25 protein-coding genes and 2 pseudogenes are annotated in these 25,715 nt (G+C 59.5%); 3 read left to right on the forward strand and 24 right to left on the reverse strand.

Annotated elements, in window-relative coordinates; all coding sequences use genetic code 11:
• Positions 1-53: 53 nt before the first annotated feature.
• The 4 genes from F812_RS0118775 to F812_RS0118790 all read right to left on the reverse strand — a co-directional run bounded on the left by F812_RS0118775 (position 54) and on the right by F812_RS0118790 (position 2,668).
• A complete protein-coding gene (locus tag F812_RS0118775; RefSeq protein WP_020087522.1) occupies positions 54-908 on the reverse strand; it encodes an addiction module antidote protein in 855 nt (284 codons plus the stop codon).
• On the reverse strand, positions 905-1,384 hold the full coding sequence (locus F812_RS0118780; RefSeq protein ID WP_020087523.1) for a ComF family protein: 480 nt from the start codon (positions 1,382-1,384) through the stop codon (positions 905-907). The genes F812_RS0118775 and F812_RS0118780 overlap by 4 nt, the downstream gene beginning before the upstream one ends.
• A 152-nt stretch (positions 1,385-1,536) precedes the next feature.
• The gene (locus F812_RS0118785; protein ID WP_020087524.1) at positions 1,537-1,965 is read right to left on the reverse strand and encodes a 3'-5' exonuclease family protein; all 429 of its coding nucleotides are present in this window, start codon (positions 1,963-1,965) and stop codon (positions 1,537-1,539) included.
• Between the two features lie 31 nt (positions 1,966-1,996).
• Positions 1,997-2,668 (reverse strand): hypothetical protein, encoded by a 672-nt coding sequence (locus tag F812_RS0118790; protein WP_020087525.1) that lies wholly within the window; start codon positions 2,666-2,668, stop codon positions 1,997-1,999.
• A gap of 84 nt (positions 2,669-2,752) precedes the next feature.
• Here F812_RS0118790 and F812_RS26655 point away from each other — a divergent pair, with 84 nt between their 5' ends.
• Positions 2,753-3,241, forward strand: a complete 489-nt coding sequence (locus tag F812_RS26655; protein ID WP_156827533.1) for a hypothetical protein — start codon at positions 2,753-2,755, stop codon at positions 3,239-3,241.
• 752 nt (positions 3,242-3,993) lie between these two features.
• On the opposite strand, the pseudogene F812_RS26180 reads toward F812_RS26655, so the two are convergent.
• The 3 genes and pseudogenes from F812_RS26180 to F812_RS0118810 all read right to left on the reverse strand — a co-directional run.
• A pseudogene (locus F812_RS26180) lies at positions 3,994-4,428 on the reverse strand (PIN domain-containing protein); the annotation flags it as partial.
• A gap of 71 nt (positions 4,429-4,499) precedes the next feature.
• Entirely contained in the window at positions 4,500-4,829 is a 330-nt protein-coding gene (locus tag F812_RS0118805) for a hypothetical protein (RefSeq protein ID WP_020087529.1), read from the reverse strand.
• A 213-nt stretch (positions 4,830-5,042) separates the two neighbouring features.
• Positions 5,043-5,762 carry a hypothetical protein gene (locus tag F812_RS0118810; protein WP_156827535.1) on the reverse strand — a complete coding sequence of 240 codons (720 nt, stop codon included), beginning with the start codon at positions 5,760-5,762 and terminating at the stop codon, positions 5,043-5,045.
• 540 nt (positions 5,763-6,302) lie between these two features.
• Between F812_RS0118810 and F812_RS0118815 the strand changes: the two genes are divergently transcribed.
• Positions 6,303-7,505 carry an ATP-binding protein gene (locus tag F812_RS0118815; RefSeq protein WP_020087531.1) on the forward strand — a complete coding sequence of 401 codons (1,203 nt, stop codon included), beginning with the start codon at positions 6,303-6,305 and terminating at the stop codon, positions 7,503-7,505.
• A gap of 1,094 nt (positions 7,506-8,599) precedes the next feature.
• Here the strand turns inward: F812_RS0118815 and F812_RS0118830 are convergent.
• From F812_RS0118830 to F812_RS0118890, 13 genes and pseudogenes are all read right to left on the reverse strand, one after another.
• The gene (locus tag F812_RS0118830; protein ID WP_020087534.1) at positions 8,600-9,337 is read right to left on the reverse strand and encodes a hypothetical protein; all 738 of its coding nucleotides are present in this window, start codon (positions 9,335-9,337) and stop codon (positions 8,600-8,602) included.
• 176 nt (positions 9,338-9,513) lie between these two features.
• Positions 9,514-10,254 carry a glycosyltransferase family 25 protein gene (locus tag F812_RS0118835; RefSeq protein ID WP_020087535.1) on the reverse strand — a complete coding sequence of 247 codons (741 nt, stop codon included), beginning with the start codon at positions 10,252-10,254 and terminating at the stop codon, positions 9,514-9,516.
• A gap of 104 nt (positions 10,255-10,358) precedes the next feature.
• Complete coding sequence (locus tag F812_RS0118840) at positions 10,359-11,117, reverse strand: putative nucleotide-diphospho-sugar transferase (protein WP_020087536.1); 759 nt, start codon at positions 11,115-11,117, stop codon at positions 10,359-10,361.
• Complete coding sequence (locus tag F812_RS26850) at positions 11,114-11,509, reverse strand: helix-turn-helix transcriptional regulator (RefSeq protein ID WP_198011237.1); 396 nt, start codon at positions 11,507-11,509, stop codon at positions 11,114-11,116. The genes F812_RS0118840 and F812_RS26850 overlap by 4 nt, the downstream gene beginning before the upstream one ends.
• Before the next feature lie 250 nt (positions 11,510-11,759).
• Positions 11,760-12,305 carry a helix-turn-helix transcriptional regulator gene (locus F812_RS0118850; protein WP_020087538.1) on the reverse strand — a complete coding sequence of 182 codons (546 nt, stop codon included), beginning with the start codon at positions 12,303-12,305 and terminating at the stop codon, positions 11,760-11,762.
• A gap of 131 nt (positions 12,306-12,436) precedes the next feature.
• Positions 12,437-12,745, reverse strand: coding sequence for an HNH endonuclease (locus F812_RS26185; RefSeq protein WP_198011238.1), 309 nt, complete (start codon positions 12,743-12,745; stop codon positions 12,437-12,439).
• A 182-nt stretch (positions 12,746-12,927) separates the two neighbouring features.
• Positions 12,928-13,482: a hypothetical protein gene (locus F812_RS26660; protein ID WP_156827538.1), complete on the reverse strand. Its 555-nt coding sequence runs from the start codon at positions 13,480-13,482 to the stop codon at positions 12,928-12,930.
• Between the two features lie 70 nt (positions 13,483-13,552).
• The gene (locus F812_RS0118860) at positions 13,553-14,863 is read right to left on the reverse strand and encodes a hypothetical protein (RefSeq protein WP_020087539.1); all 1,311 of its coding nucleotides are present in this window, start codon (positions 14,861-14,863) and stop codon (positions 13,553-13,555) included.
• Positions 14,864-15,272: 409 nt separating this feature from the next.
• Positions 15,273-16,286: a tyrosine-type recombinase/integrase gene (locus tag F812_RS0118870; protein ID WP_020087541.1), complete on the reverse strand. Its 1,014-nt coding sequence runs from the start codon at positions 16,284-16,286 to the stop codon at positions 15,273-15,275.
• 148 nt (positions 16,287-16,434) lie between these two features.
• A pseudogene (locus F812_RS27305) lies at positions 16,435-16,896 on the reverse strand (DUF6790 family protein).
• Between the two features lie 280 nt (positions 16,897-17,176).
• Positions 17,177-17,887, reverse strand: coding sequence for a hypothetical protein (locus F812_RS0118880; RefSeq protein WP_020087543.1), 711 nt, complete (start codon positions 17,885-17,887; stop codon positions 17,177-17,179).
• A gap of 19 nt (positions 17,888-17,906) precedes the next feature.
• Positions 17,907-18,935: a DUF7146 domain-containing protein gene (locus F812_RS24685; RefSeq protein ID WP_020087544.1), complete on the reverse strand. Its 1,029-nt coding sequence runs from the start codon at positions 18,933-18,935 to the stop codon at positions 17,907-17,909.
• Between the two features lie 11 nt (positions 18,936-18,946).
• Complete coding sequence (locus F812_RS0118890; protein WP_020087545.1) at positions 18,947-23,275, reverse strand: strawberry notch-like NTP hydrolase domain-containing protein; 4,329 nt, start codon at positions 23,273-23,275, stop codon at positions 18,947-18,949.
• Between the two features lie 199 nt (positions 23,276-23,474).
• On the opposite strand from F812_RS0118890, the gene F812_RS0118895 reads away from it, so the two are divergent.
• On the forward strand, positions 23,475-23,663 hold the full coding sequence (locus tag F812_RS0118895) for a hypothetical protein (RefSeq protein WP_156827539.1): 189 nt from the start codon (positions 23,475-23,477) through the stop codon (positions 23,661-23,663).
• 41 nt (positions 23,664-23,704) lie between these two features.
• Here the strand turns inward: F812_RS0118895 and F812_RS0118900 are convergent, their stop codons facing one another.
• From F812_RS0118900 to F812_RS0118915, 4 genes are all read right to left on the reverse strand, one after another.
• Positions 23,705-24,091 (reverse strand): hypothetical protein, encoded by a 387-nt coding sequence (locus F812_RS0118900; RefSeq protein ID WP_020087547.1) that lies wholly within the window; start codon positions 24,089-24,091, stop codon positions 23,705-23,707.
• 20 nt (positions 24,092-24,111) lie between these two features.
• The gene (locus F812_RS0118905) at positions 24,112-24,492 is read right to left on the reverse strand and encodes a hypothetical protein (protein ID WP_020087548.1); all 381 of its coding nucleotides are present in this window, start codon (positions 24,490-24,492) and stop codon (positions 24,112-24,114) included.
• Positions 24,489-24,944, reverse strand: coding sequence for a hypothetical protein (locus F812_RS25740; RefSeq protein ID WP_020087549.1), 456 nt, complete (start codon positions 24,942-24,944; stop codon positions 24,489-24,491). Before F812_RS25740 ends, F812_RS0118905 begins: the two co-directional genes overlap by 4 nt.
• Before the next feature lie 79 nt (positions 24,945-25,023).
• Positions 25,024-25,536 carry a DUF7007 domain-containing protein gene (locus F812_RS0118915; RefSeq protein WP_156827540.1) on the reverse strand — a complete coding sequence of 171 codons (513 nt, stop codon included), beginning with the start codon at positions 25,534-25,536 and terminating at the stop codon, positions 25,024-25,026.
• Positions 25,537-25,715: the final 179 nt, after the last annotated feature.

Genomic DNA, 25,715 nt, shown 5'->3' on the forward strand with positions numbered 1-25,715 from the left:
CTTGTGCGTTGTGAATGGCGCAACTGTGGACAAACTGGCCGTCTAACCGCAACTTAGCGGTCTCTATCGGGGGTCGAGGTTTTCCGAACTTCGAGGTCGATACCAAGAGAAGTGAGAACTTTGAGCACGGTCGCGAATTCAGGATTGCCGCCAGCATCAAGCGATCGGTAGAGGCTTTCGCGCGCGAGGTTTGTGTCACGGGCGATTTGGCTCATGCCTCTGTTGCGTGCGAGCGCGCCAAGCAAATCGGTGATGCGCACGATGTCGCCGGATGCGAGGGCGGCGTTGAGATCTTGGATGGCGGATTCGGGCAGGGCGCCTGTGCTCTTTCCTTCTTTTGCGGCGGGGGCTTCGAGAAAATCTGGTTGCGAGGGGAGCCCTTCCAGGAAGCGCATTTCCTGCCCGGTGGCGCGTCTCTCCAAGTCGCTGCGGATGGAGTTTGTGCAGGCGCGGTAGAACTCCCGCAACTGGTCGGCGGTCTTGATGTTGTGGGTTTGCTTTTGGGGAACGTTAATGAGCACGGCGATTTTGCTGCCCTGTAGCAATCTCACGAGGTTGAGTAGGGTGCCCGGGCTTTTCCCGTCCCAGATCATCAGTCCGAAATCAGCGCGTCGGGCCATCTCACGGTCTTTCGCCGCGAAGAACTGGTAATCCTTGGTCTTGCTGTTGACGGTCACGGACTGGACTTTCCAATGGCCGACGTTGTTTCGGGGAGTGTCCCCCGAGCAGAACAGCGTGACGTTCTGGAATTCACGGTCGGCGAGGTACTTCTGCACGGCTTTGTCGGCGCCGTTGGCGTCGCCAACGATGACGTGGTGGTTCTTCTTGATGATTTCGTCGAGGCGGGCTTGCACCTCTTGCGGAAGGCGTGCGACCTCGCGTGAGCCTCCGATGAAGATGGTGTTCATTGGTTGACCCTTGTTCTTGTGATGGTGAGCACGACGACGTCTGCGGCTTTTCCAGTGGTCAGCAGCAGCTCGGTTATGGCGTTGAGGGTGGTGCCGGAACGGAAGAGGTCGTCGAAGAGAAGAATGCGTTTTCCGGCGGTTTGTGCGGCATCCACGGCGTACAACCCTTCCATGTGCGCTTTGCGCTGCTCGGGATCGGAAATGTCCTTGAGTTGCGCTGTCTGGCGCGTGGTGGTTACGCAGGGGCAGTAGGGCTTGGACAGTGTCTTGGCAATTCCTTCTGCAAGATAAAGCACCGGCTGGAGGCTTCGGGTCTTGGAAGGCGGGACGGGAACGAGGATATCGAAAGCAGATAGGTTTTGCTGAAGGAACTCCGCGGCCGTCGGGATGATGGGTATAGCGTCTTGGGCGGAGCCCCAGTTCTTCAGTCTGTAGAGGTGTTCCGCGATATCCGGTCGCTTGGTGTCGAACTGCATCCGCCCAGTCTGACCGTAACCGGTAGGCGTGCTGCTGAGCGTATGCAGGTGCAGCGCGTAGCCCTTGCGCCAAAGGCCGGTGATTTCCGTGGGGTCGATCTCTAATCCTATATCATATTGTAACCTACGGGTTACAGGTGGGCAATAGGGCCTCAAGCGGCGTGGGAGAGGTACCAGCGTCTCAGTGCTTTTGAATCGTGGAGCGCGTTGTGCGGAATGGTGGAGACGATGGGTTCGGTGGGCCTGATGAGGCGCATGGTGAGGTCGGGACGGTAGGCATTGCCGGGCGAGGTTTCGAGCAGGCGGAGCAGGTGGATGAGATCCTCGTGCCAGTCGGCCACGATTGTTTCGGACCGGTGCCGGTGGAGGTAATCAAGCAGTTTCGCTTGAAGCACGGCGTCGGATATTGACTTAGCGCCCAGGACCGGCAGGCCGTTTTCGGCAACCCAAGGCGTGGGGTCGGCCGGCAAGGCGCGCACACCATAGAATTCGTCCTCTCTGCGCCCGGAATCGGAGACAAGGCCGATGCTGATAAGGGGACCGCCAAAACCGTTGAACTCGGTGTCGAGGAATAACGTCATGAAGTGTGTTTCCCACGGTTGGACGGAGGAACTAAGGGCCGTCTGGGTCGTCAATTCCGCTACTCAGCCATGATACGGCGACCTGTGCCAGGTGTCGCCGATCCTCTGGAAGCATCGCAGAGTAATCCTCGTTGATGTCGAGGACGGCAAGCACGATGACGACGCGTGGCGCTTTTCTAAAGATGATGAGGTTGGAGTGGAAACGCCGCGTGTGGATAGTGGCACCGAGCTCCGGGCGGCGGGTGGATTCCAAGACCATGAGGGTTTGGGATATCTGCGCGCATTTGTTGCGCAAGGTGGTGAGGCGCTTCTCCGCCTTCTCTTTTGGCATGCCGTCGACTGCGGCGAGGATGTCTCTTACCGCGCGGTGGGTGTAGAGGAGGTTTGAGAGCTTTCCCTTGGGGCGCTTGACCTTGAGGGGAACGCCGGTGTGTTCCGAAAACCCTGCTATGGCTTTCCCGAATTCTTGGTCGTTGGAATAGCGCATTTCGATTTCCGCGAAGCGTATGATTCCTCTCATCTTGTCGATACTCTCAACGCATTGCGCAAGGATGGAAAAGCCTTCCTGGAGAATGCCCGGCTGTTTGTAGAAGGGTATCCTGTTTGATGGGCGGCGTGGGAACGACGGTTGAAGGTTCATGCGGAAGCGTAGGCTATTGTTGGCTGAGACGACAACCGGTGTGCGCGTGGAAACGGCAATCATGGATGTCTGGGAGGCGCGGAAGCGGCGCCCGCCAATGCCTTTTGTAAAGGCAGCGGGAGAGACACGCTGTGGAGGTTGGTTCTAGTGTACCGTCGCCGCGGTACCTTTCACGCGGCAGGGCTGATAACCCGCTTCAACGCGACCGGAGCAACGGTCGATAAAAACATGCTGCTTGCCGTTCCAACACATGGGCCGGGAGGCAGTCCGTATGTCCAAGGCGAGAGCCCAAAGCGGCTGCGCCGTTTCGTTGAAGCGGTTATCACTCCCGGTTCCCTTTTTGATGAAGGGAACCGATGCAGCGCTGTGCTGCAGCGCGCGCGGAAGGAGTGGAGGATATGGGGTGTGGTGTCGAAAACGCGTGTTCCGGCGCGGTGGAAGGAGGCGTTGGAGTTTTACCGCGTGATGGTGGGGCAAACCGGGGAAACGCGTCGTGTGACGGAAGCGCGCTTGAACAAGCTGGCAGGACGGTTGGGGGCGTTGTCGCGCAACGAATGGATGGCCCTCTTCAAGGGGTGTCCGCGTAAAGTGCAACGAGGGTTTATGGTGTACGTGGTGGAGGCGTGGGGGCGATAGCTGGGGTGCGGGTTCTGGTGGATGCAAAGGCAAGGCAGATTGCGGGATGCTAGAACCTGCATGGTTGTTTAAGAGATGAATGGGCCCTCTCCGGTCGTTGCGGATTGGGCTCATGCTTATTCCTGGCGGAAGATCAGCACGAAACTGAAGCTACGGAACCAGCGGTTCAGCGTGCCGGCGATCAGCACGGCACGTTGACATTATTCAGCATGCCCCCTATAAAGGTGGCGTTGGTGGTACAAAAAAGGGCCCTTCCGCGATCATCGGATTGGCCCTTGTTTTATTTCTGGCGGATCACAACGAGCAGAACTCGCAGCTTTCCAAGCCAGAACGTCAACGCGCCGTAGATGATCATGGCGGTCGCTTTCTTCTGTTGGTAGTACAGCGCGCCATGCCTTGCGGCAGGCTTGTTCTAGCACGAAATCGTCCTGCACGGTTCGGATGGCTTGGAAACCTGCCGACGTATCGCGCACACTTATCAAATACCCCCGTCATGAACACGATTTGTGCGCCTGCCCATGATCAAGCAAGATGAGCTTCCTGCGTCCCCGGTTCCTTCACCACCTGTCAGGCATGACCGACCTGCGCAATCCGGCTTCACGCGTGGGCGTCGTGGAAGCGATTGGCTGAGAATATTATTGAGGAGGTCGCCTGGAAGAGAGGACCTTGCAACGGGATGTTCCAGCTTTTCCAAGCGGCGACGGTTTGTTTGTCATTATCGCGCGAGGCGCGTTGCGTTGCCTCGCGTTCCGCTAAAGCCGCGCAAGACGTGGCAATAGGCCTGGAAGACGCATGCGCGTGGTATCGTGTTTCGTGCCCGACGGCTTGAAATAGCGGTCATTCCATGGGTCGAACACGGCAACGCCTGCTTCCCTGAAAGGGTCAACGTCGCTGCTCACCGCGATCAGATCGTGGCGCTCGGCAAGGACGGCGATGAAGAGGTCTGGTTGTGAGAAGGTGTATCCAAGGGTGCGGCCCTGCTCTACCTTCATGCTCCAGTCGAACAGGGCGTGTTCGGTGATGCCCAAGACACGTTCTGCAAAGAACGGGCGGAGGGTGTTTTCCAGCCACGTTTGAATGGTGGCCTGGAGCGCGGTGTTGGCGGAGCTTTTGGCAATGCTGAAGCGGATCTCCGCAAACGTAATTTCGCTAATGAAGAGCGTTTCGTTGGGCTGGGCCTCGATGAACTTGGTGACGCGACGTTAGGCCTTGGGCTTTCTGAGGTCCGAGACGACGTTGGTGTCAACCAGCCAGCCTTTCACAGATTGACGTCCCGCACGGGGCTGAATTCGGTGGGGCGTTCAAGGTCGATGTCTGCAAGGGGGGAAGCCAGCATGATCTGGCGCAGGCTGGTTGTGGAGGCGGATGCCTTGCTCGACTGCCGGATGCGCTTTTCGGCGGTCACGGTGACGATTTGCCCATCGGCGAGCCGCAGGCGTAACGGTCCGTGAAATCGTTCCTCGTGTGCAAGTTCGAGAAGCTGTGAGGGTGCGGCGACATCGGCGGATCGCACACGGGGAGAGCCAACGGCGGCGCGCCGCCTAAAGGTGTGCTTTTTGTGTGTTGAGGCGGGGCGGTTGACGGGCATTCTCAAAAATCCTTTCGGTGGAGTATGACAGGGATGGCATGGCCTGTGAACCCTCACCGGCAAAAGAAACCTGCCGCCCTATCGCGCACACTTATCAAATACCCCCGTCAGGAAGGCGATTTGTGCGCCTGCCCATGATCAATCAAGATGGGCATTCTCCGCCACCCGCTTCTCCGCTACCTGTCAGGCATGACCGGCCTGCGCAATCCGGGTTCACGCGTTGGCGTGGTGGATGGAATGGTTCGCTTCGCTGCCAACGTGTCGGGAAGAAAGCACAGAGTTATCAGGGATATTCCAGCTGCGCCATGTGGCAACGGTTTCTCGGATGGTTTCGCCGATAAGGTTGGCGGATGGTATCGGGGCGATCCAATTAAAGAACTCTAAGAAGCCCGATGCATGTTGCCGAACCTGGTAAGCGGCGATGTGCCAGTTATTGATGGCTTGAGTTGGATGAGTGTCGATAGAGAGTCCATGGCGCACTTCGCTCAGCTTCGCGTCTAGGCCTACGATGTTGCGGCGAAGTTGGTACCCGCCATCTTTAGATTGTGCGATTTCCCGATCAAAGACAGCAAGCGCATCGGTGAGGTCGCGCAGCTGTATCGAGATAATCCCCGCCTGTACCTCCGGCGTTGGCGCAATCTTGTGCGGCTCCCTTGCCATGGCCTCGAGGTAAGACGCCTGCACGACCAGGTTCTGCACGGCGACCTTGACGAATTCCTCAAACTCCTTCCGTTTCCGGCGCTCCTCGGCTTTGCTGACATACAGCGCGCCCACCACGGCGAGGAACGACCCCATGGCGGAACCGATGAGGGAGGCCCATCCTTCGTCGATGGCGCTCCAGTCGCGTTCCCAAAGGCGGAAGTGGTAGAAGAGCCATCCGGCGGCAGCGGCAACAACGAAACCTGCAACGATTTTCAATAGACGGCTGGGCACGACACCATTCCCCCGAGCGGCTGTGATTGAGCAATCCTATCCGTAAGCGGATCGGAAGGCCATATCGTCTTGGCGAGAGGATTGTGGCGTGGATTTGTGCGGAATGGCTTCTGACGCAAATCTCCCGGTTTTTGACGCGTTTTCCGATGGTCCACCCGTTCTCCTATCGGAAAGCTGCTGTGAGCCGTTCCTAGGCAGGCTACCGGGGCTTTCGGAACGGTCCCCCATTGCTGCTCAGCAGCAGTTTCCCAGTTTGCAACGGGTGTCGTCGCCGGAAGGGATTGCCCAGGGCATGGGGTGCGTCGCTTGGGGTGACAGGAGTAGCCGCGCCACGGCCAGAGATAGGGGTCAGATAACGGCGGCTCGCTTCCTAACCCGCAGCCATCCGAAGACCTGTGGGGCTTGCGCTGACCCGCGAGGCGTAGGGCTCCAGAGAACGCCGAACGGGGCGTAGCGAACAGGCAAAGGAACATAATAATTGAAGATTGTCAGCATAAAGAATATTGGCTATTTTGCGATTACATAATGAAATAGACGGTATTGTTCATTGACCGAGGCCTTTCCCGCCATTTAAGCCGCATCGACTCGCTTTCGCGCATCGTCATGGTGACAGGCCCGCGCCAGGTGGGCAAATCCACCCTGTTGAAGCAAACCTTGCCCCATGCGCGGTATGTCACGCTGGATGACCCGGAACTGCGCACCTTGGCCACCACCGAGCCCAAGGTGTTTCTCGACGTCTACAAGGCTCCGCTCATCATTGACGAAATCCAATACGCGCCGGAGCTGTTTCCAATCCTCAAGATGAAGGTCGATGAAGATCAGACACCGGGCCAGTATTGGCTGTCCGGTTCCCAGGCGTTCGAGATGATGAAGAACGTCAACGAATCCCTCGCCGGCCGCGTTGCCATCTTCCCCATGCTCGGGCTTTCGTCACGGGAGCTCCTTGGCGATGTGGATGCTCCGCTGCTGATAGAGCGGTTAGACGATTTCTCACGGCCGGTCATGGATGCCGGAGAGCTCTACAAGCTTATGTGGCGGGGAGGGTTCCCGGAACTGCATGCCAAGAAGGCGCTCGACCCGCAGCGGTTCTATTCCGATTATGTCCAAACCTACCTGCAGCGTGACCTGCGTGACATCGCCAATGTAGGCGACCAAAACGGGTTTCTCATGTTCATGAGGCTGGTCGCCGCGCGCACGGGGCAGGTTCTGAACGTGTCGGAGCTCGCCAAGGCGGCCTCCATTTCCTCGTCGACAGCCGACCGCTGGCTGTCGATTCTTGAAACCTCCACCATCGTCAAGATGCTGCACACCGCCCACGGCAGCATGGACAAGAGGATGGTGAAGCAGCGCAAGCTCTACATGACCGACACGGGTCTGGCGGCATGGCTTGCGGGCTGGAACTCTCCGGAAGCGCTGATGAACGGCGCCGCCGCAGGTGCCTTCCTCGAAACCTACGCGGTCAATGAAATCACCAAGGGATATCTGAACCGTGGTTTGCGCCCGGACATGTCCTACTACCGCAACAAGGATGCGAAGGAAGTCGACATCCTCATCGTGCAGAACGCCACCGTGTACCCCTTCGAGGTCAAGAGCACATCAAGGCCGGATCGGCGCGTTGCGCGCACGCTGCAGGTGGCAGGCCCCCTTGGGCTGAAGCAAGGCCCGGGTGGAATCATCTGCCTTGCTCCGAAGGCCTATCCGCTTTCCGAGACCGTGACTGTTTTTCCCATCGGTTTGCTCTAATCACACCTTGCCGTTCCCCTGTCAGTCGCCGTTGCCCCGCGGTGCATAAGCGCGGGTGGATGAAGCGCCCAATGGGGCCGCGTGATGCGGCCCCTGGGTTAACGCTTTTCATCACGTGTACCGTGATGTCGATCGCCAATGTGGATCCTGTGTGTCAATAACACGAAACACAGCACTGTCATGTTGACCAGTGTTAAACTGGCGATTGGCTCGGCATACTCCCAATACGTGATATTCAAAAGAACATCCGGCTTCTGGAAGGCGTAGATTAATAGTGTGACTGCACTCCATATTTGCACGGCAATGTATGTGCTGATCACGACCTTATAAACTACCGGTACTTTCCGATCTAACAACATAAGTGTTCCTTCCTCCCTCCGCATGCGCCGGGAGGGCGATGCGGAGCTTGGAAGCTCGGGGGCATTGTGGAACCGGAAGTCGGAATTGCAAGGGACGGTACTAAAAAAAGAGGCCGCATTGCTGCGGCCCCAGTTCTAGCGTCTGACGTTGCTGAACGTTTCGACGATGAACTCGTAAAGTATGTTTCTGAATGGCCACAAGATGGCGCACGCAAAGCAGGCGTTCAATAGCATCAAGCTGCCGAGCAAGTTGCCGAACTCCCAACGCGTGATCTCCAAGAGATCGTCGGGCCGGATGTTAGCGCGATATATAAACGTGCCGCCCGTATAGGCTTGTACGCCAATGCATGTGGCCATTGAGACCAGGTATGTGGCGTTCCCGAGTCTTTGTAACAACATAAGTGTTCCTTCCTCCCTCCGCATGCGCCGGGAGGGCGATGCGGAGCTTGGAGCTCGGGGGCATTCTGGGATGCGAAACCGCTATTGCAAGTGGCGATGATGAAATTCCCGGCATTCGTGTCTTACCACGGAAGCTGAACGGACGATCCTATCGCTTTTGCCGCGAGGATTGAGACCTCCTTGTTCGGAAGGCCCCCTGACGCAGTCTACCGGCGTTTGGCGCGTTTTCCAAAGTTGACCGCAGGGGAACTCACTTCACGCGGAAACGCATTGTGAGCGCGTTGTGACGCGTCTGGGGGCTATTAACGACTGTCGGTCTGGCGGAGCGGTGTCTTTTCAATGCACCCGTATGCCGTCGCCGGAAGCTTTCGTCATAAGCGAAAGCTTCCGCTGCTCGCTGCGCAGCCCGAGCATGCACCTGCGGATCTCATCCAATGTCGCGATGACGGCGGTGAGGAGCAGGGTTTGGTTCGGGCTGGGAGATTGGCTTCGCCAGGCAGCGATCATCGTGTCGGCTTGATCCAGGATGTTGCGGGCATGCGCGAACGCGTAGGCGGCAAGCAGCATGGCTTCGTCGATGTCGTGGTCTTGGGGAAGTGTCTTAGCTTCTTCGAGAACCGAGAACAGCAGCCGCTGGCTGCTGAGGGTGCCGAGGAGCCCGTTGTGGAACTCGGGGATGGCGTCGAGGGAGCGGTAATGGGTGAGGTTGAGGCGAGGCCCGTTGGGTGTCGGCAGGCGCCTTTTGAGCTCTGCGCTTGCTGTATCCAGAACCATGAGGAAGCGGGCTGCATCGTCAAGGCAGGTCGTTGCCTTTGCCGACAGTTCGTTTGGGATGCGCTGTTGTCCGAACCATGCGGTGATGTGGGTGATGATACTTTCAGTGCGGGTCTTTCGCTCCTCCAGCAAGAAGAGCATGGCTTCGATGGCGGGGGGTTGATTGTTACGGGAGATCACGCCCAATTCTTTGGCCGTGGCTTTTGCGTCCCGCGTGATGGTCTTGGTGTAGCGGGGAATAAGGCGTTCCGGTAGGTCGTCCTCGATGAGGTCGCAAATTGTCAGGATGTCGTCTCGCAAGTCGGTCGCTTTCGTCCGGCCTATTGTGGTGCGGGAGGTGGGTTTGGCAAGGGGTATGTCGACGCAATCTTGACGGATGGGAGAAGGACACCAGTGGAGGAAAGACATAGGGCCAGGGAAGGGCGGCTTCAGCCGCCCTTTTTTATCCGATCATGGCGCTTCGCACCTTGGGAGCATTATCGGGCCCCCACGAGGTTTTTGAACTGGCAGACCAGCCACGGCCGGAATCCCATCCTGCGGATATTCATGGGCACGCCCTGCGTGAAGCGATCGAGGCTGAGGGTGCGGAAGTGGCGGAACTTGGCGCCCCGGTCGTGCACCATGTCGATGGTGGACTTGAGCTTCGAGCGGGCAACCAGCCCCGGGTTGATGCCGTAGATGTTGAGGTTGAAGCGCCAGAACGTCTTGATGTCGTCGTCGTTGGTCCAAATGCGCGGCGTGGGCCTAGTCAGCTTGCGCGCGCCCTCAGGGGAGATGAGGTAGGCGCATGACCCGCGCGGCACCTTGGAGTGCAGCACGAGATTGACGCCGTGGGAGAGGGGCGCGAGGGGCACCGACGCCTTCTTTGGTTTCATGAGATGCAGGAGATCCCAATCGTTCGGGAGCACGCGAAGCGCGGCATTGAGCGCTGGAATGAAAGCCTGGGGGTTGGTGAGGACAATGGCATCCTCGCAGATGAGGGTGGGTTTCGTGACCTTCTCCATGGCGAGGAGATGACTCGCGTAACAGCCGATCTCGCCGGGGGTCAGTTGCGAAGCCGCGAACTGTGGCCTGAGGTGTGGGGGCGGATTGTTGCCCAGCACGCCGGGAAGGCGTTCGAAGCGGACGTCAGCGGCGGCCATCTGTGCGGAGAAGTGGGCAAGTCTTTCGGTGTCGCGGTCGAGGTTGATGACGGTTGCGTCGAACTCCTGGCTCATGGATCCCCCCGTTTTGATATCCGGGTTTCAGAAAGGGGGATGGGGTATATCTGAGTAAAGCTGGTGATGAGGGAGGCGCGGTTTTTGATGGAATATGTGGTGGTTCACGCGCGGGCGAGAAGGAAGCCGGCGAAGGTCAGGAGAGCGACAACGCCAACCGCAACGCTGACGCGCTTTATCCTGCGGATGGCTTTGCTGATCTTGAACTGGCTACGGCTTGCTTGGAAATGCTCGACGATGGGCTCTTGCGCGCGCTTGTTGTCGAAGACCTTGTAGAACGCCATGGGCAGGACGGTGAGTGTGAGCCCCTCGAGGCGGCCGAAGGCCATGTGGATCATGTCTTCGTCGGTTGCAAACTGACCGCAGTGCTGTGCGGTCTCCGCCCACTCATGGGCAAACCTTCGGCCACCATCTGTATTGCGCACGTAGATGGTGCCGCCTGAAAGCTGGAGGCAATGCTTGCCGCGGATGGGTTTGTTGAAGACGCAGAAGGCGACGTCCGTTTTCACGGTAGCAAGGAAGTCCGGAGTTTTGCGAAGCACGGAATCGGCGTCGAGGTAGAGGATATGGCTGTTGGGAAAGCGTGCGAGGCAATCGCGGACGAACGCGGCCTTGAGGCGTGTCGTGGCCTCCCAGGTGGACTGGCGGGCTACCCGCTTCAGGAAGAAGCGGAGCTTATGCGATTTGAGGGAATGCCGAAGAGCGTGGACCTGGGGCAGGTAATTGTCGGTGTAGAAGGCGCAGGCGATAACATCGCTTGGCCCTTCGAAGCTGACGCATTCGTCGGCAAGCGAGCCCTGCTCCACGTTTTCAGGGCCTTGGGTGGGGCGGAGCGGTGCTGTGCGGGCGGGGGTCATGATCATTTGCTGGGAGCGCCGTCGAGAAGTGCCCTGTCCGCGTGTTTGTAGATAGCCAACGCCTGTTGCCTGAACTGCCGGGGGGATTGGCCTGTTTCCTGAAGGAAGGTGCGCGAGAACGATTTTTCGCTGCTGTATCCCGCACGGAGGGCAATGTCGCGGATGAGCAGGCGCGTGTGGATAAGCAGGTGTTGGGCGAAGGCGATGCGGGCACTGCGGATGAGGTCGCCGGGCGTGGTGCCATTGAGATGTTTGAGGTTACGCCGGAGGGTCGCCGGGCTGATGTTGTCCAGCCGCTTGGCGAGGTTGTCCGGCGTGAGACGGCTTTCAGTTATGGCTTCGGCAACCGAAACCACGTTCCTTCCTTTGTGGGCTTCGCGCGTAAGGGCGTCGATCACGATCCACTCCTCCTGAACCCAGCGGAGGGCGAGATCGTTGATGCGGTCGAGGAAGGCGTTGCCGCTGCGCTCCGGCAGAGGCATGCGGGGAAAGAGTGTGCTGTCGTCTGCGGGTAATCGGAAGCGTGTTGGGGCCATGGCCGTACACAGAGAATGGATAAGATGGATCTCATATGCTTCTACGGGGTGGCGATGGCGCATGCGATGTAATGACGATGGAACCATGGGTTATGATGGAATTTGTGGATGTCTAGGGTTTTGATCTGCGTCTGGCTTTCGCAGGCGACTTCCCTTCACACTCCATAACAGGCAGTTCCAGAAGCATCTGGCGCCTGAAGTCCGACGGCTTGCAGTCAAACTCCCGCGTGAACAGCTCCGTGAAGTGTCTCTCGTCGTCGTAGCCTGCGCGCACGGCGACGTCCCTGATGAGGATACGGGTATGTGTCAGCAGGTGTTTTGCGAAGTGGAGGCGTGCCTGCCGGATGATTTCACCGGGGGCAGGGGCGCCCATTTTCTTGAGCTCCCTGCGAAGCGTGGCCTGGCTGATGTTGTCGAGGCGCTTGGCGAGATTGTCGGGTGTGAGGCGGCAGTCTTCGATGGCCGCCTTGTGTGCGGCGCTGAGCTTATTCTTGTTTGCATCGCGCCTGATCGTTTCCATGGCCTGCCATTCTTCCTGCACCCATTGGGACGCGATGTCGTAGATGCGGGCGATGAAGGGCCACTGAGGACGTATCAGCGGCGGCATGGGGGGATAAGGCAGCCGGTCTTGCGCCGGAAGCTTGTAGGCTTTGGCCATGTTTGGTGGGCTTTTTGAATGATCCCTGTCCGCATCATTTTGGGGAGTGAGGGGATGCACAAGGGGTAACGGCCGCTTTGACACGAAAACCTCGGTGAATGATGGCATGGGTGTCCTTTCGGGGGGCGAGATCAGTGCAGTGGTCTGTTGGGAGCGGAAAAATGGCCGTCGATTCGCTCAAGCGCGGCATGGAAGCTGTCGGGGCTGAGCCAAAGCCATGTGAAGAGGATGAGGCGGGGGTCCATGTTGCCTTTGGCCTGGTTGCAGCTGTGGCAGGCGAGGACTGTGTTTTTCGCTCCTCGTGATCCTCCGCGAGAAAGAGGAATGAAGTGGTCGCGGCTTGGAGCATCCGGATGCGGGCCGCGCTCTCCGGTGTTGACGTGCTTTCCGCAATAGACGCAACGGCCGCTAAAGCGGGCCACGAGGGTTTCGATTTTCACGAGGCGGGTAATCCATGGGTGGGCGTTCGCGCGCAAGGGATTTGCGCGGCGTTCGCGGTTGAGCCTGTTTGGTTACGTGTATGCGCGGTGGGCGCGTGCGTGAGATTTCGGGGGTGAATGCGGCCGGGAAGTGGGCCGGAATGCGTCAAACTTCAGGCGTGGAAATCTGTGATATACCCCCGCTAGCGGGAGGGATTTTCTGTTTGGGCGGGCTGTTCGGGTGGCAGAAAATCCTCTGGAGGAAAGACTTTGATAGCGTCTGATAGGCGCTGGGCATGCTGCCAATCAAAGATGTCGGCTGGCTTACCGTTAAGGGCGCGGGCGACGTTGGGTTGCTTCATACCGATGATGGCGGCAGCTCGGGTATTGGAAACCCCCTTGTTTGTCCATAGTTCGGAAGCGCGCCGCCAAACTTCCTGCGGGTTTCTTGCACTAGTTCGGTAGAAAGCCCATTCTCGGGCTTCATCATCGGACGGCGAGCGGCTTAATTCATCGGCCGTGATATTTAGTGCGGCGGCGAGCTCGGAGATGAAGGTCTGATCGACGGATGCGCGTGCTTGAGACAAGGCAGTGGCAAGGAGTGCCTTTCCTTTCAGGGCTTCCCGCAGCGGTGCGCCGGTAAGGTGCAAACGGTGAAGATGATAGGCGAGCCTCGCCTCGAGGGCGTCTGGGTCTTGGCCATCGGCCAGCAAAGGCCATTTGTACGGCAGTGCATATGCTTTCGTTCGTGAAAGCATATGCAGGGGCTGTTGAACGAAACTGACACGGGGAAATGGCCGCCGTCGTCCGATGCCCTCCGAGCTTGGCTCAGGCCGTCATGTTGGCGGTGGATCCGAACACAGCGAGGGTCGCGCGTTCGAGGTCGGGGATGAACAGTTCGTCGATGGGGTTCAGCCGAAAATGCGGGTGGACCTTTTTCAGCATCCGCAGCTCGCGCACGAGGCTGCCGGCCGCCAACAGAAGCGGCCGGTCGATCCCTCTTGAGGCAATGAAGTTGGCTCGGGCTTCAAGGGCAAGTAGGAGAGCTTGGCGGTAGGGTGTGAGCGTGGTTGCCCAGGCTGGATCCTGACGAATGGCGGCTACCCCCTCCATTGTCGCTTGCACGTCTCCTTGCAGGATATGCGTCTTGAGGGCGGTCGCGCGGCAGATGTGAAGCTCGGCGTGGCGGCCATGTCGCTGCAAGTCGTCAGCGGCGTCATTCAAGAGTTCCGCGAGGGATGCGCCATGCAGGATTTTTGGTTTTTGATCGGGGCGGAAGCCCTCCTCCAAGGCGAGGTCAGCGGCGCGGAGCAGGTAGACGCCATTCCCTGACAGGCTGCCCCACGTGCCGGTTCGTCCGCGCCGGATGAGATCGAGAGAATGGCTGGAAGCCTCGCTGAAGAGGTTGTGGAAGTAGCGATGAGCGAGGATGCCGTGGAGCAGGTAGTCGTTGCGTTCGTCTGAATAGGCATCGCGCATTTCCGCGACGAGGGCGGTCTCGCCCTCGTGCCCCATGCGGTAGAGCGAGAAGGCGCCTATGAGCAGGAGGATGGCGCGTTGAAAGGCTCTCGTGCGTTTGCAGCCAGAGCTGAGAGCATCGTGCCCGAAGGCGAAGCCAGCGCGGAGAAGGCGGAGGTTTGCGGTGGCGGTGTCGGCATCGGCGCGGAGCGCGGGTTCGTAGACGGTGTTGAACACCAGGGCCGTGAAGCCCTCCGCCGTTGTAAGGTCGGTGACGGAGACGGGAGCATGTTCCAGAAAGGTCTCGACGCGGGCAAGTTCATGGCGTCGGGGAGCGTAGCGCCGTTTCAGGACCTGCTCGACGAAGGCGGTTTGATGGGATTGGAACAGATGCTTCCGGCGATGAACCGGGAGGAAGGGGAGGAAGACGTGTCTGTCCAGGCTATCGAACAGCTCTTCGCTGATGACGTGGCGATTTGAGGGAGCTGAATCCTTGATGGCGCGGCGGAGCGTCCTGGTGAGGCTGTCGAAGTCTTCACGATCCTCGCACACCAGGTTGATGAGGGCGTTGAGGGATAGGTCCGGTTGTTTGTGTCGTTCTCTGGCGTAGGTAACGCTGTCGTTGAGCGCCGATTGAAGATCGGACAGCCATGTTTCGAGCGTGTCGGGAGGGTGAAGCATAATAGCGTGGTGAGTCAGGGGAATGCGTTTGTCAAGGACAACCCCTGAACGGAAGTGCCCCCGGCCTGTCCATGAGGAGGCATGCGTCTTCGGGCAGATGGAGTGTGCAGACCAGTGTCTACGTGCAGTCCATTTGATGAGGAAATGTCATGCCCGATGGTGCGATGTCCAGGCCCTCTCCTCCGATCAAGGAGGGAGGGCCTATCAGGTTGGAGGTCTTCTTTAACGGGGAGTGGCAGGTCATCAACTCCCTTGGACCGGAGTGTGGTCCGTGGAACAAGCGGCTGCTTCGTCTGGAGGTTCAGCTGAAGCACTGGAAAGAGATGAATTACTTTGATGGCGCTGCGTTGCGTATCGTCGGCGGGTGAGGTTGACGCAATTGGTTGGGACCGTGGGGGGGCATGAGCTTTCAGGCATTGTCCAACTCGAGCGCCTTCTCCAGGTGCCCCACATCCTCCTCCATAACGGTCTTCTCCCTTCGGTCGTAACGGCGCGTTGTGGCGGGGTCGGCGTGCCCCGCGATGCGCTGGGCGATGACGATGTCGTGGCCTGCATCGAGCAGGGCAGTGATGGCGGTGGCGCGGAAGCTGTGGGGAGTGACGAGTTTGTCGGTGATGCCGGCGGACACTGCAATGGATTGGATGGTGCGGTAGGCTTCGATGTAACGCATGGGCTTTGAAATGAGGCGCTTACGGCGCATGTCCCAAGCGGGAAAGATGAAGTCGCCTTCTACGTCATGCCCCAAATCTAGCAGCGGATTGATCAGGCTCCAGACCGCAGGCGTGAGAGGAATGGTGTGGGGGATCTGTCCTTTCTCCATAAGAGTGACACGCCATACGCCTTGAACCGAAGTGAGCGCTTGGCGCGTAAGCCCCAAAGCGGCGGCGATGCGGCAGCTGGTGCCCGCCAGCAGTCCAAGAAGGGCGCGGTTTCGTTTTCCGAGTGGAGTCTCGCGGGGAATGACATCGAGCAGGCGTAGCAACTCGGCAGGCGTGAGGGCCGGTGTGGGGGTTGTCTGCCGGGAATGGCCGCGTGACCGATAGCTGGCTGCGGGGTTTGCTTCGACGATGTCGGATGCGAGCAGGACATCGAAATAGGTGGCTATGACGGCACGGCAGAGCAGCTTGGATTTTCCGGGGTTGGTCAACCGGGTTTTGGCCGTGCGCGGCATCAGCCCTTCAATATGGCTTGCGACGTGGCGCGGGGTCACATCGGCAAGACTGTCGATTTCATTGGCGACTGCCCAATCCATGAACCGCTTGAGCACATGGTAGTAGGTCTTGCGGGATGACGGAGATAAGCCGCGGCCGAAGAGGAAGGTGTCGGTTGCAATCGTGGCGCCGGAGTCGATGATAAGGCGTGCCGATGAAAGCCATGCGTCGATGATGGCGTCGGTATCGGGCCGAGCGCGGGCTGGCTTCATGAGGACAGTATACGGCGCGAGCGCGTGTGCCGGATAGAAGAGGGAGTGGTTTGCGGGTGTCTGTGTGTCTTGAAGATAACGCTTAAGTCATTGTGAAACGAGTTGTTGAAAAGGGTCTCATGGGTTGCTTGTTCCCTAATGAGATCGTCTAGCGGTCGATCCTCTCACGCTCGCGCCACGACTCCCACAGAAGTCCGGTAAGCAGCAGGACTTTGGCGACCGTCATAAGGAGGAGCAGTCCGAAGTTGCCCGGCGAGAAGTTGCCTGCAACTTGTGTCTGATGCACATGGCCGATAGCGACGCCGATATAGAACAGCACGACGTAGGCGACGACTGCGCTCTTGAACTCAAGGCTTCTCCAGAAGGAGGCGATGGCAACTAATCCGATGGAGAGATCGGCGACACCGATCTCGAACTGGAATGGGCTGACCTTTCAGTTGATGAAGGAGGCTGCAGTCTCGGGAAAAAAGACGTGAAAGAACCCAGCCCAAACCATTTCGCAACCCACTGCTAAGAGCAACAGCCACGAGATATAGCGTTCCGCGGTGCGGGCTGATGCAGAGTGTTTTACAGGCGTTAAGTCGGCCAAGTGGCCGAGCGGGTCGTTCAAAGGCTGGCCGCCGATTTCTCTGGCACAGGGCCAAACACGGGCAAGAGCTTGGGACGGAACTCCGAAACAATGTGTAGAAAATATCGCGTTTTCTACAATTCATGACGGGGGACGGTACCGACGCTGCCGACGTGGGAAGGACGACATCAGCATTGGGTCAGAACGGTTGCGGCTTGGCTGTGTTCTGGGACACGAGCGACCTCTTCGTCATCGAGGATCCAATCCGTAGAGAAAGCCCAATCCATCGCGCTGGGAGCCGAGGCGGAGCCGGAGTGTGGTATCAGCGCGAGACGTCATGATGTGTTGTTGCTCTTGGATTGGTGTCGATGTTGGCGCGGGCGATATCTCGGATGCGCGCGTATGCGTCGAGATAGGCCCGTCCGCCGGGAGTATCCTGGTTCAAAAGGCTATCGTGCGGGATGGATCTGGCCAATGGAACGAGGCGAGCAAGAGGCAAGATTGCATCGGGGGAATTTGGAGTATCCCGTATGATCCCGGCTAGGTGAGCGAGGCCGGACATAGGGCCCTTGGTCATGAAGCTTCTTGCGCTGCGCGCGTCGGCTTCGAGTGCCATGGTCTTCGCTTCGTATGCATGGAGGGCAAGGTACGCTGATCGTGTTTGGTCAGCATGAGGGGATGTTGCTTTTGCGCAGTGCTCGAGCTTTTCGAGGGCGTAAGCTATATGTTCGAGAGCGGAAACAGTGGATCTGTGGAGCTCCCATTCAACAGAGGTTCTGCTTCGGCGATGGAGCGCACGGGTGACAACGGTGAAGCGCGTGGTCATCCGATAGAGCTGGGCGTCCAGCATGGTGCTTGTTTGGGGATCGCTGCTCACCATGATGACACGGATGAGATCGGATATGGCGGCGTCCAGCGCGATCTGAATACGCCCGTGGGACCTTTTGTCTGCCCAGTTATGTCCGCGTGAGGCGACGATCTCGGGATTACGGAACTGGCTGGCAGGCAACGGCATATGATCCGTATGCATCATATAGGCTGTGCCTGCAAGGTTAGGAGATGTTTCGACGTGGCATCGAGAGCACGTGTCCCAGGTCGGGTTCCACAAGGAGGGCGCTTAGCTCTCTCAGCACGAGGTCTGGTCCGAGCCTGAGCAGGTCGCTGTTCCAGTCGTCATAGACAGGTTGGAGCAGCTGGATGTCGATGGGGTTGTCGATATGTCGAAACGACAAGCATTCTGCCGCCGTCATCCCGGCCGGGTCGTTGTCGACGGCGATGTACAGGCGCTTGAGCGTTGACGGCAACTCGAGCGCGCCAAGGTGGGAAGCGGACGTGGCGGCAACCATCGGCATGGTGGGCATCAGAGATCGCAGCGCGAGCATCGTTTCAAGCCCTTCACCCGCTGCCATGACGTCGTGGGCGATTCCAAGCCGGATGCCGTTTCCGAGCACGTTACCCATGGAAAGTCGCGGAAACTCGAGATGGGCTTTATCTACGTCATAAGGATCGAGATAGATGCGCAGGGCACCGGTGATGGTGCCCGCAAGGTCGGTCACGGCGGCGATGATGGCGGGGTGGGTTTCCAATAAGGCGTCGCGGTCGGGTTTGTAATAACAGCCGGGGTGGAACCGCAGCGCCTTCAGATCCAGCGACGCGGTGATGCCGCGCCGTCGCAGGTATTGCTCGCCCAATGTTCCTATGATGGGGGTCGAGGCATGGACCAGGCGCGAAGCGGCGAGCGCGCTGTTGCGGGGAGCTGGTGGTGCTGCCGGAGCTTTGATGGGAAGGGAGAGGAAGTCCATGGCTTCGCGGCGCAGCTCGGCCGATGAGGAAATCCCCCGGTTCCAGCGGATGAGGTCCAGAAGATCTCCGTGCTTTTCAGGGTCGGCGGCATCGGCCCATTTCCCTGCGGGTTTGCCGCCATGGGTTGGAAACAACCGCACATAGAGAGAGCGGCCGGGCGTGTTGAACACGTCCCCCACCAGCCAATAGTGCCCATGCCGTCGTCCGTTGGAGAGGTAATGGGCGCAGACCGCTTCGGCGTTATCAGCCAACCGCCGTGAGAGGGTTCTGAAATCCATGACGCGCCTCCTTAGAACGTGGTGGAGCGGATGGGGTGCGCTCGGAGCAGCTTGGCGAGGATTGGCGGTCCTTCAAGAGAGCCAGTCGGAATGAACAGGCGAAGCTTCCAGGCGATGGTTTCCGCGAAGAGGCCGATGGCTTTCAGCTGTTGGTACTGGCCTTGCGTGAACCCCAACAGCTCGATGCGGGGCGCGTGCATGGTCGTGATGCGCTTCACCAGCAGATCATCCTCAAGGCGTAGGATGCCGTTGTTGAGCACGTGGTCCCAGGCTTCTTCCGGCGTCAGGTCGGGTTTGTCTTGCGTGAAGGCGCCCAACACTTCCGTGGGGATAAGGCGGCCGATAAGGGCTTCCCCCTTATCGGTGGTGAAGCGGTAGACGCGCGGGTTGTTGAGCGGCAGGCGCTTCCAGTAGGGAAGCAGCAACCCGGTCATGACATGGAAGGTGCTCTCGGTGAACTCGGGCAAGGAACTCAGCTCTTCGGTCCAGAGCCATTCAAAAGTTTTCTGGTCGCAAGGCTCCCAGTTGCTTTCAGGCATGGAATTGACCGGTACGGCGGTGGATTCCATCGGCCGCAACAGGCGTACCCGGTCTTCGAGCGTGCCATCCTCGTTCATCAGCGATGAGGTGGGTATCTGCAGGGCGGCGCGCTTGGATTTACTGTTCACGAGGCGGACGGCGCCCCGGTAGCCCAGGTATTCGTGCAAGCTGTCTAGCGTCCGTGGTTTGGTCCGGTCCTTCTGGCGGATTTTGAGAAGTAGCGTTTCGGCGCCTGTCGCCGCATTGCTGGCGATGAGCTGTCGCGTTTCAACCGTCAAGCTTTCTGCGGTGATGGTTTCCAACCCCACATCGAAGCTTCCGGCGGCCTTGGCGCGCTCAATGCGCGTTTCCAGCAGGGTCTCGAAATAGGCGAAGATGTCGTTCTGGATCTGGATTTCCAGCGCCAGCACGCGGTTCAGGAAGCGTGAAATCGGCGGCAGGTCTTCCAGCATCGTTCCATCGCGGTCCACAATCTTGAGCCCGGTTGCGTCTTGGAACTGTTGCAGCGTGGTGCAGGGAACAATCCCTTTGTGAAGACGGCTGTAGAAGGCGCGCAGGCTGTCGCGCGCGTAAGTGCTTTCCAGGTTATCGGAGGGCCGGAACATCCCCTGCCCGCCGGTCTGGCGTTGCCCGCGTGTGATGGCGCCCAAGCTGTCCAAGCGGCGGGCGATGGTGGAGAGGAAGCGTTTTTCGCCGCGCACGTCAGTGGCGACGGGGCGGAACAGCGGGGGCTGCTTTTGGTTGGAGCGGTGGGAACGCCCAAGTCCTTGGATGGCGGTATCGGCCTTCCATCCGGCTTCGAGGAGGTAGTGCACGCGCGGGCGCTGGTTCAAAGAATTGAGGTCGGCGTGGTAGCTGCGCCCGGTTCCTCCTGCATCGGAGAAGATGAGGATGCGTTTCCGGTCATCCATGAAGGCGGAGGTTTCGGAAAGGTTGGCGCTTCCGCTGCGGTTCTCAATGCAGAGCTCAAATCCCGTCACGCCCGGTTTCTTCACGATGCGGCGCGAGCGCCCGGTGACCTCGGCCACCATGTCGGTTCCGAAGTGATGGATGATCTGATCCATGGCGGCTTGTACGGGGGGAAGTAGCTGCAGCTGTTCGAGCATGAAATCGCGCTGTTCAACAGCCCATTTACAAAACACAGGCTGGCCGTCCTCGGTGAAGACGGGGCGGGATTGCAGCTCCCCTTCCTCGTCGCTGTAGGTTTCGAAGAGCTGGGTGGGGAAGCTGTGCTGCAAATAATCCAGCACATACTCACGCGGTGTGACGTCGAAGTTGAGCGTGTTCATCTCCGATGGCGACAGTTGCGAGAGGCGTCTTTCCATCAAGGCTTCCGAGGTCGAGACCAGCTGGATGACGCATGCCTTTCCATCATCCAAATCCTTCTGCAACGCCTTCAGCAGCGTCGGCACCTTCATGGCCGTGATGAGGTGATTGAAAAATCTCTGCTTGTTACCTTCAAACGCGGAAAGCGCGGCAGACTTGGCATTCTTGTTAAGCGTGGCGCCGGCTTCATCGGAGATGCCGGATGCCTTCAGGGCTTCGTGCAGGTTGGTGTGTATGACTTTGTAGGCGCGGGCGTAGTGATTGTAGATGTCGATCTGCTGCTCCGTAAGCGCGTGCTCCAGAATATCCACCTCGACGCCTTCGTAACTGAGCGAGCGGGCGATATACAATCCAAGCGCTTTCAAGTCGCGGGCAAGAACTTCGGATGACGCAATACCCCCCTGCTGCATGGCTGCGACGAAATCGGCGCGGGTGGGGAACGGGAGGTCGTCGTTGCCCCAAAGCCCTAAGCGCTGCGCATAGGAAAGGTTTTCAATGGTGGTTGCGCCGGTGGCGGAGACATACACGACGCGGGCATTGGGCAAGGCATGCTGCAGGCGCAAACCGCAGATGCCTTGCTGCGACGCCTTCTTGGTGCCGCGGTCGTTCTTGGAGGTAGCGGCGTTGCCCATGGCGTGGGCTTCATCGAAGATGATGACGCCGTCGAAATCGTGCCCCAGCCAATCGGTGATCTGCGCGAGCCGTGATTTCTTTCCTTCCCGTTCCGTTGACCTGAGCGTGGCGTAGGTGGTGAACAGGATGCCTTGCGAGAGCGGGATGGGTTTTCCTTGCTTGAAGCGGGATTGGGGCACGATCAGCAGCTTTTCTTGCTCGAGCGCGCTCCAGTCGCGTTGGGCGTCTTCCAGCAGCGTGTCGGATTTGGAGACCCACACTGCTTTGGTGCGTCCTTTGATCCAGTTGTCGAGGATGATGCCCGAGACTTCGCGTCCCTTCCCCACACCGGTTCCATCGCCGATGAAGAAGCCCCGGCGGAACTGGACGGCATTTGCGGTGTCGGACGTGGCGGCCGAGACGTGGTCGAGCGTGTCATCCACAGTCCAATGGCCGGTTAGCAGGCGAGCATGGGCTTCGCCGGCGTAGATCAAGCATTCAAGCTGGGCGTCGGAGAGCAGGCCTTTCTTGATCACATCCGGGGGGAGATGTGGCCTGTACGCGGGCGCGGGCGGTTTGACCGAAGCCATGGCGGCCGATTGCACCAGCGCGGTTGGCGGCGGGCATGCGCCGTCCACTTTGATGCGCTCCGGCGCGTAGTTTTGATAAAGGCCCTGGGACGCGGTGGTGGCCGGCGCGTCAACGAGGCTGTAGGTGATCTCGCTGCCTCTGATGACATGGGCTGGCGCAGACGATGCTGCGGATGAGTGTTGTGCAGGCTTGGGGTGTGGCTTGCTGAGGGGTGTGTTGAGGGTGACGGTGATGCGCTTGGCGCATGGCGCGCGTGCGGGTACCCAAGTGGCGATGTCGCTGAGAATGCGCTGGGGGCTGATTGCGTCCTCGGCGCTGCATTTGGCATCGGCGTCTGCGGCCGGAAGCTTGTCGAAGACGCTGAGCCGGGTGGGGATGGTGGTTCCATGGCGTTGGAACATCTTGCCGCTCACGGCGGTGGTGTAGCGCAGGGTGGCGATCTTGCTCAGCTGGTCGAACGCTTCTTTCCATTGCGGGTTGTGTGGCCATAGTCCGGCGCTGGTCATGGCGACCAGGCGGCCGCCGGGCGCTAGGCGGTTGAGTGCTGACTTGACGTGGCGGAGGTCAACACCGCGCATGGAGCCGGTGACGTTCGGAGAAGCCGAAAACGGCGGGTTCATGATGATGACGGTGGGCTGTACGGTATCACCGAGACGATCATGGATCTGCTCGGCGTTGAAGCTGGTGACCGTGGTGTTGAACAGGGTGGCGAGGATATCGGCGCGGGTGGGGGAAAGCTCGTTGAGATGAAGCGAAGCGCCGGCGGCTTCCGCGAAGATGGCCAGCTGCCCGGTGCCCGCTGACGGTTCCAGCACCACGTCGTCGGCTGTGATGGCGGCTGCTTCCGCAACAAGGAAGGCGAGTTCCAGCGGGGTTGAGAACTGCTGCAGGCCGATGGAGTCTTCGCTGCGCCTGGTGTGGGTGGGGATGAGGTCGCCCAGTCTCTGCAGCATGGAGAGCAGCTGTTTTGGGTCCTTTGCGGATTTGCGCATGCTGGGAAGGAAGCGGCGCAGGAATAAGAGTTGTGCTATTTCCAAGGCTTCGTAGGCGTCCTTCCACACCCACGCGCCCGTGCTGTCGGATGCACCGAAAGCCTCCTCCATGGCGGCGCGGATGTCGTGCGCGGAAGGGGCGTGTCCACGGGCGAGATGGATCAGCAGCCGTTCGCCGGCAGACAGGAGGCCAGCAGCTTTGCTGCGGTCGGGGCGGTCAGGGTCCTCGGGCGGGATGAGTGCTGTAACAGGTATTGCGGGCGCTTGAAGAAGCGACATGGGCAGGCCTCCGGATCAGGATTGCGCCGTTTCTCCTGCACCCTCTGTGCTGGAGTATCCGGCACCCTTTGCGGGCCGTGCTCTATCTCTGGGCCTGTTTTGGAGGTCTGCGGCGGGGCGTTTCCGGGTCGAAAGGCCCGTGACTGGGAACGACGCGGTAGCTTTGATGCGTGCGGAGGTAAGTGCGGGGTTTGCCCTTATGGCCGAGCTGAACAAAGCCTGCTGCCAGCAAAGCCCGCAATCTTGTGCGCACGGCTTGCTGCGTGTGCGGGTCGTGGGCGGGCGCGTAGGGTTTCAGGTGCTCGGTGAGCTCGACGACGGTAGAGCCGGGGTATTGGTCTATGATGTGCAGGAGCAGTTGCAGGTTGGGGTGGATGGACATGGGTGAAGTATTCGGCATGGGACACACGGGCGCAAGCGTGCTGCCTGTTATTCGCTCCATTGCCAGACGACGCTGTTGGTGTCGGGAGTGACCCCCTTCCCTTCAAGGATGGCGCAGCGTCGCGCCAATTCCCGGATATTCTCGGCGGCTTCGTCGGAGTGGGCGTAGGCCCCGCTGTAGTGCTCGATGGCGACGCCCTTCCACAGCACGTAGCCCTGATGATTGCGCGTGACGTGCTCGACGCCATGGAACCATGGCCGGACGTAACCGCCGCGCACGTTTTCGAGCAAGTCGTAGAAGAGGTGCAAGCCTGTTTGGTTGAGCAGGCCGTTGACGGCGTACTCGACGATCTTCAGGTGCTTGGGGTCTAGGTCCTCCCCATCGTTGGTTTTCTGGAGGATTTCGATGGCGTGGTCTGCAAGGGAAGCTGACATGAGTGGTCTCCATTTTTCGGTTAATGGGTAAGGCGGTAGATCCTGCATGGGATGGTGCAGGTGACGCCGCGGTGGGCTCCAGCCTGGTCGTGGTGAAAGACCCAGACGTCTCCGTCGCGGGTTTCGCCGGTGTCTTCTAAGGAAGAGAGAGCGTGGAGTGCCCTTTGATGGCCTCCCGAGTAGGAGCAGTACCACCAGCACCAATGGAAGCTGGCTCCGAAGCGTGGATCTGACAGCTGGAAGGACGTGCCGGATTTGGTGCTGATGCGGTGGAGGGTTCCGTCCCCGAGCGTGACGTAATCCCCGACGCGCGGGTCATTTGTGGTGTTCCAGTAGATTAGTCCTTGCTGGCGGAGCTCTTCATCGCGGGCATCGAAAGTGAAGCGCGCTTGCATGGTCATGTGCTTGCCTCCGGCGCGGTTGTCGTGGGAACCGGATGGGCGGCGATGAATGCCATCACACGTTCGCAGCACTGGTCATGTGGCGTGCGGATGTGATCGTTGAAGGTGAAGTAGCGGTTTGCCACGGCGACATAGATTGAGGTCACCGCTCCGGCAATTCTCTCCATGCATTTGAAGCTTTCGGCGCCGCGCCCACGGCGCCAGTCTTCGGGCGGAAGCACGTTCAGGGCATCGTCGAAAGCTTCGGCGGTAATCTCCTGCACCGGCGTCTTGAAGCTATTTTCGTATCGGGCTTGGGCTTCATGGGCGGGTAGCGTGGTTAGCTCGGTGCCGTATTCCCCCTTGAGGCGGGCGATGGCCTGGATGTCGGTTTCACCGGCGCCATCGCGGACGAAATCGATGATGCGGTTGGTGTATGTGCAGTAGACGATGCGGGGACGTTCCTGGGTCATGACGTATCTCCATGGGGATGAACGAAAGCGGCTCCGGCGCAATGCGCCGAAGCGTGGCATCGATAAACGGCTCAGGGGGCTAGACGGAGTGTTGCGCGGGAAGCGGGCTTCTCAACGTATGGCCGTTTTTGACGAGGACGGCATCGAAGCGCGCTGCAATGGCACACACGGCATCAACCGTGTCCGGCATCCAGCGCCTGATGCTTTCCATCAAGCGCTCGCGCGGGAACTGCTGACCTTCCGTGACAAGCCAGCACGAGGGGTCGAGGCCATTATAGAAGATGAATAGCGGCACGTTGCTTTCGCAATCTTCCTCATACCAGAGCCTGTTGCCGCCGTAGGCGTGACATTCCTTCGGAAGCCGGTTGAGGAAGCGCGCGGCTAGCTGGCGGTGCACGCGGGTACCGCCATGGCCTGCGGTATGGACCTGCCAAAGCACCGGGACACGTGTTCCATCGGGACTGTAGGCCCACATGAGGATGGTTGTCTCTTGAACGCGTCCCCACGGCGACGACGGAGGGCACTGCGCATAGTCATAGGGGCCTTCCGGCGCGAGGATTGCGGGTTGGGTGGTTTGTTGTGGTTTCTGCATGGGCGGGCTCCTTGGTTGGGAACCGGCGGCCTCTCTCGGCTTCTGGCCGGTTCGCCCTTCATGCCCCTCCCTCTTCTCTCCTTTCATCCCTCACGCGGGCTATTGGTGTCTGTGGCCGTGCCGCGTGCCGCGCCAACGATCGTTCTTTGATGGTGGGTGGTCGCGTCAAGGGCACGTTT

The organism is Hyphomicrobium zavarzinii ATCC 27496, assembly GCF_000383415.1.
GTDB lineage: Bacteria > Pseudomonadota > Alphaproteobacteria > Rhizobiales > Hyphomicrobiaceae > Hyphomicrobium_C > Hyphomicrobium_C zavarzinii.

Coding starts and splice junctions, on each gene's coding strand:
- F812_RS0118775 (WP_020087522.1), bottom strand. CDS start 908: ATGAACACCATCTTCATCGGAGGCTCACGCGAGGTCGCACGCCTTCCG.
- F812_RS0118780 (WP_020087523.1), bottom strand. CDS start 1,384: ATGCAGTTCGACACCAAGCGACCGGATATCGCGGAACACCTCTACAGA.
- F812_RS0118785 (WP_020087524.1), bottom strand. CDS start 1,965: ATGACGTTATTCCTCGACACCGAGTTCAACGGTTTTGGCGGTCCCCTT.
- F812_RS0118790 (WP_020087525.1), bottom strand. CDS start 2,668: ATGATTGCCGTTTCCACGCGCACACCGGTTGTCGTCTCAGCCAACAAT.
- F812_RS0118805 (WP_020087529.1), bottom strand. CDS start 4,829: ATGCCCGTCAACCGCCCCGCCTCAACACACAAAAAGCACACCTTTAGG.
- F812_RS0118835 (WP_020087535.1), bottom strand. CDS start 10,254: ATGAGCCAGGAGTTCGACGCAACCGTCATCAACCTCGACCGCGACACC.
- F812_RS0118840 (WP_020087536.1), bottom strand. CDS start 11,117: ATGATCATGACCCCCGCCCGCACAGCACCGCTCCGCCCCACCCAAGGC.
- F812_RS0118850 (WP_020087538.1), bottom strand. CDS start 12,305: ATGGCCAAAGCCTACAAGCTTCCGGCGCAAGACCGGCTGCCTTATCCC.
- F812_RS26660 (WP_156827538.1), bottom strand. CDS start 13,482: ATGCTTTCACGAACGAAAGCATATGCACTGCCGTACAAATGGCCTTTG.
- F812_RS0118860 (WP_020087539.1), bottom strand. CDS start 14,863: ATGCTTCACCCTCCCGACACGCTCGAAACATGGCTGTCCGATCTTCAA.
- F812_RS0118870 (WP_020087541.1), bottom strand. CDS start 16,286: ATGAAGCCAGCCCGCGCTCGGCCCGATACCGACGCCATCATCGACGCA.
- F812_RS0118880 (WP_020087543.1), bottom strand. CDS start 17,887: ATGATGCATACGGATCATATGCCGTTGCCTGCCAGCCAGTTCCGTAAT.
- F812_RS24685 (WP_020087544.1), bottom strand. CDS start 18,935: ATGGATTTCAGAACCCTCTCACGGCGGTTGGCTGATAACGCCGAAGCG.
- F812_RS0118890 (WP_020087545.1), bottom strand. CDS start 23,275: ATGTCGCTTCTTCAAGCGCCCGCAATACCTGTTACAGCACTCATCCCG.
- F812_RS0118895 (WP_156827539.1), top strand. CDS start 23,475: ATGGCCGAGCTGAACAAAGCCTGCTGCCAGCAAAGCCCGCAATCTTGT.
- F812_RS0118900 (WP_020087547.1), bottom strand. CDS start 24,091: ATGTCAGCTTCCCTTGCAGACCACGCCATCGAAATCCTCCAGAAAACC.
- F812_RS0118905 (WP_020087548.1), bottom strand. CDS start 24,492: ATGACCATGCAAGCGCGCTTCACTTTCGATGCCCGCGATGAAGAGCTC.
- F812_RS25740 (WP_020087549.1), bottom strand. CDS start 24,944: ATGACCCAGGAACGTCCCCGCATCGTCTACTGCACATACACCAACCGC.
- F812_RS0118915 (WP_156827540.1), bottom strand. CDS start 25,536: ATGCAGAAACCACAACAAACCACCCAACCCGCAATCCTCGCGCCGGAA.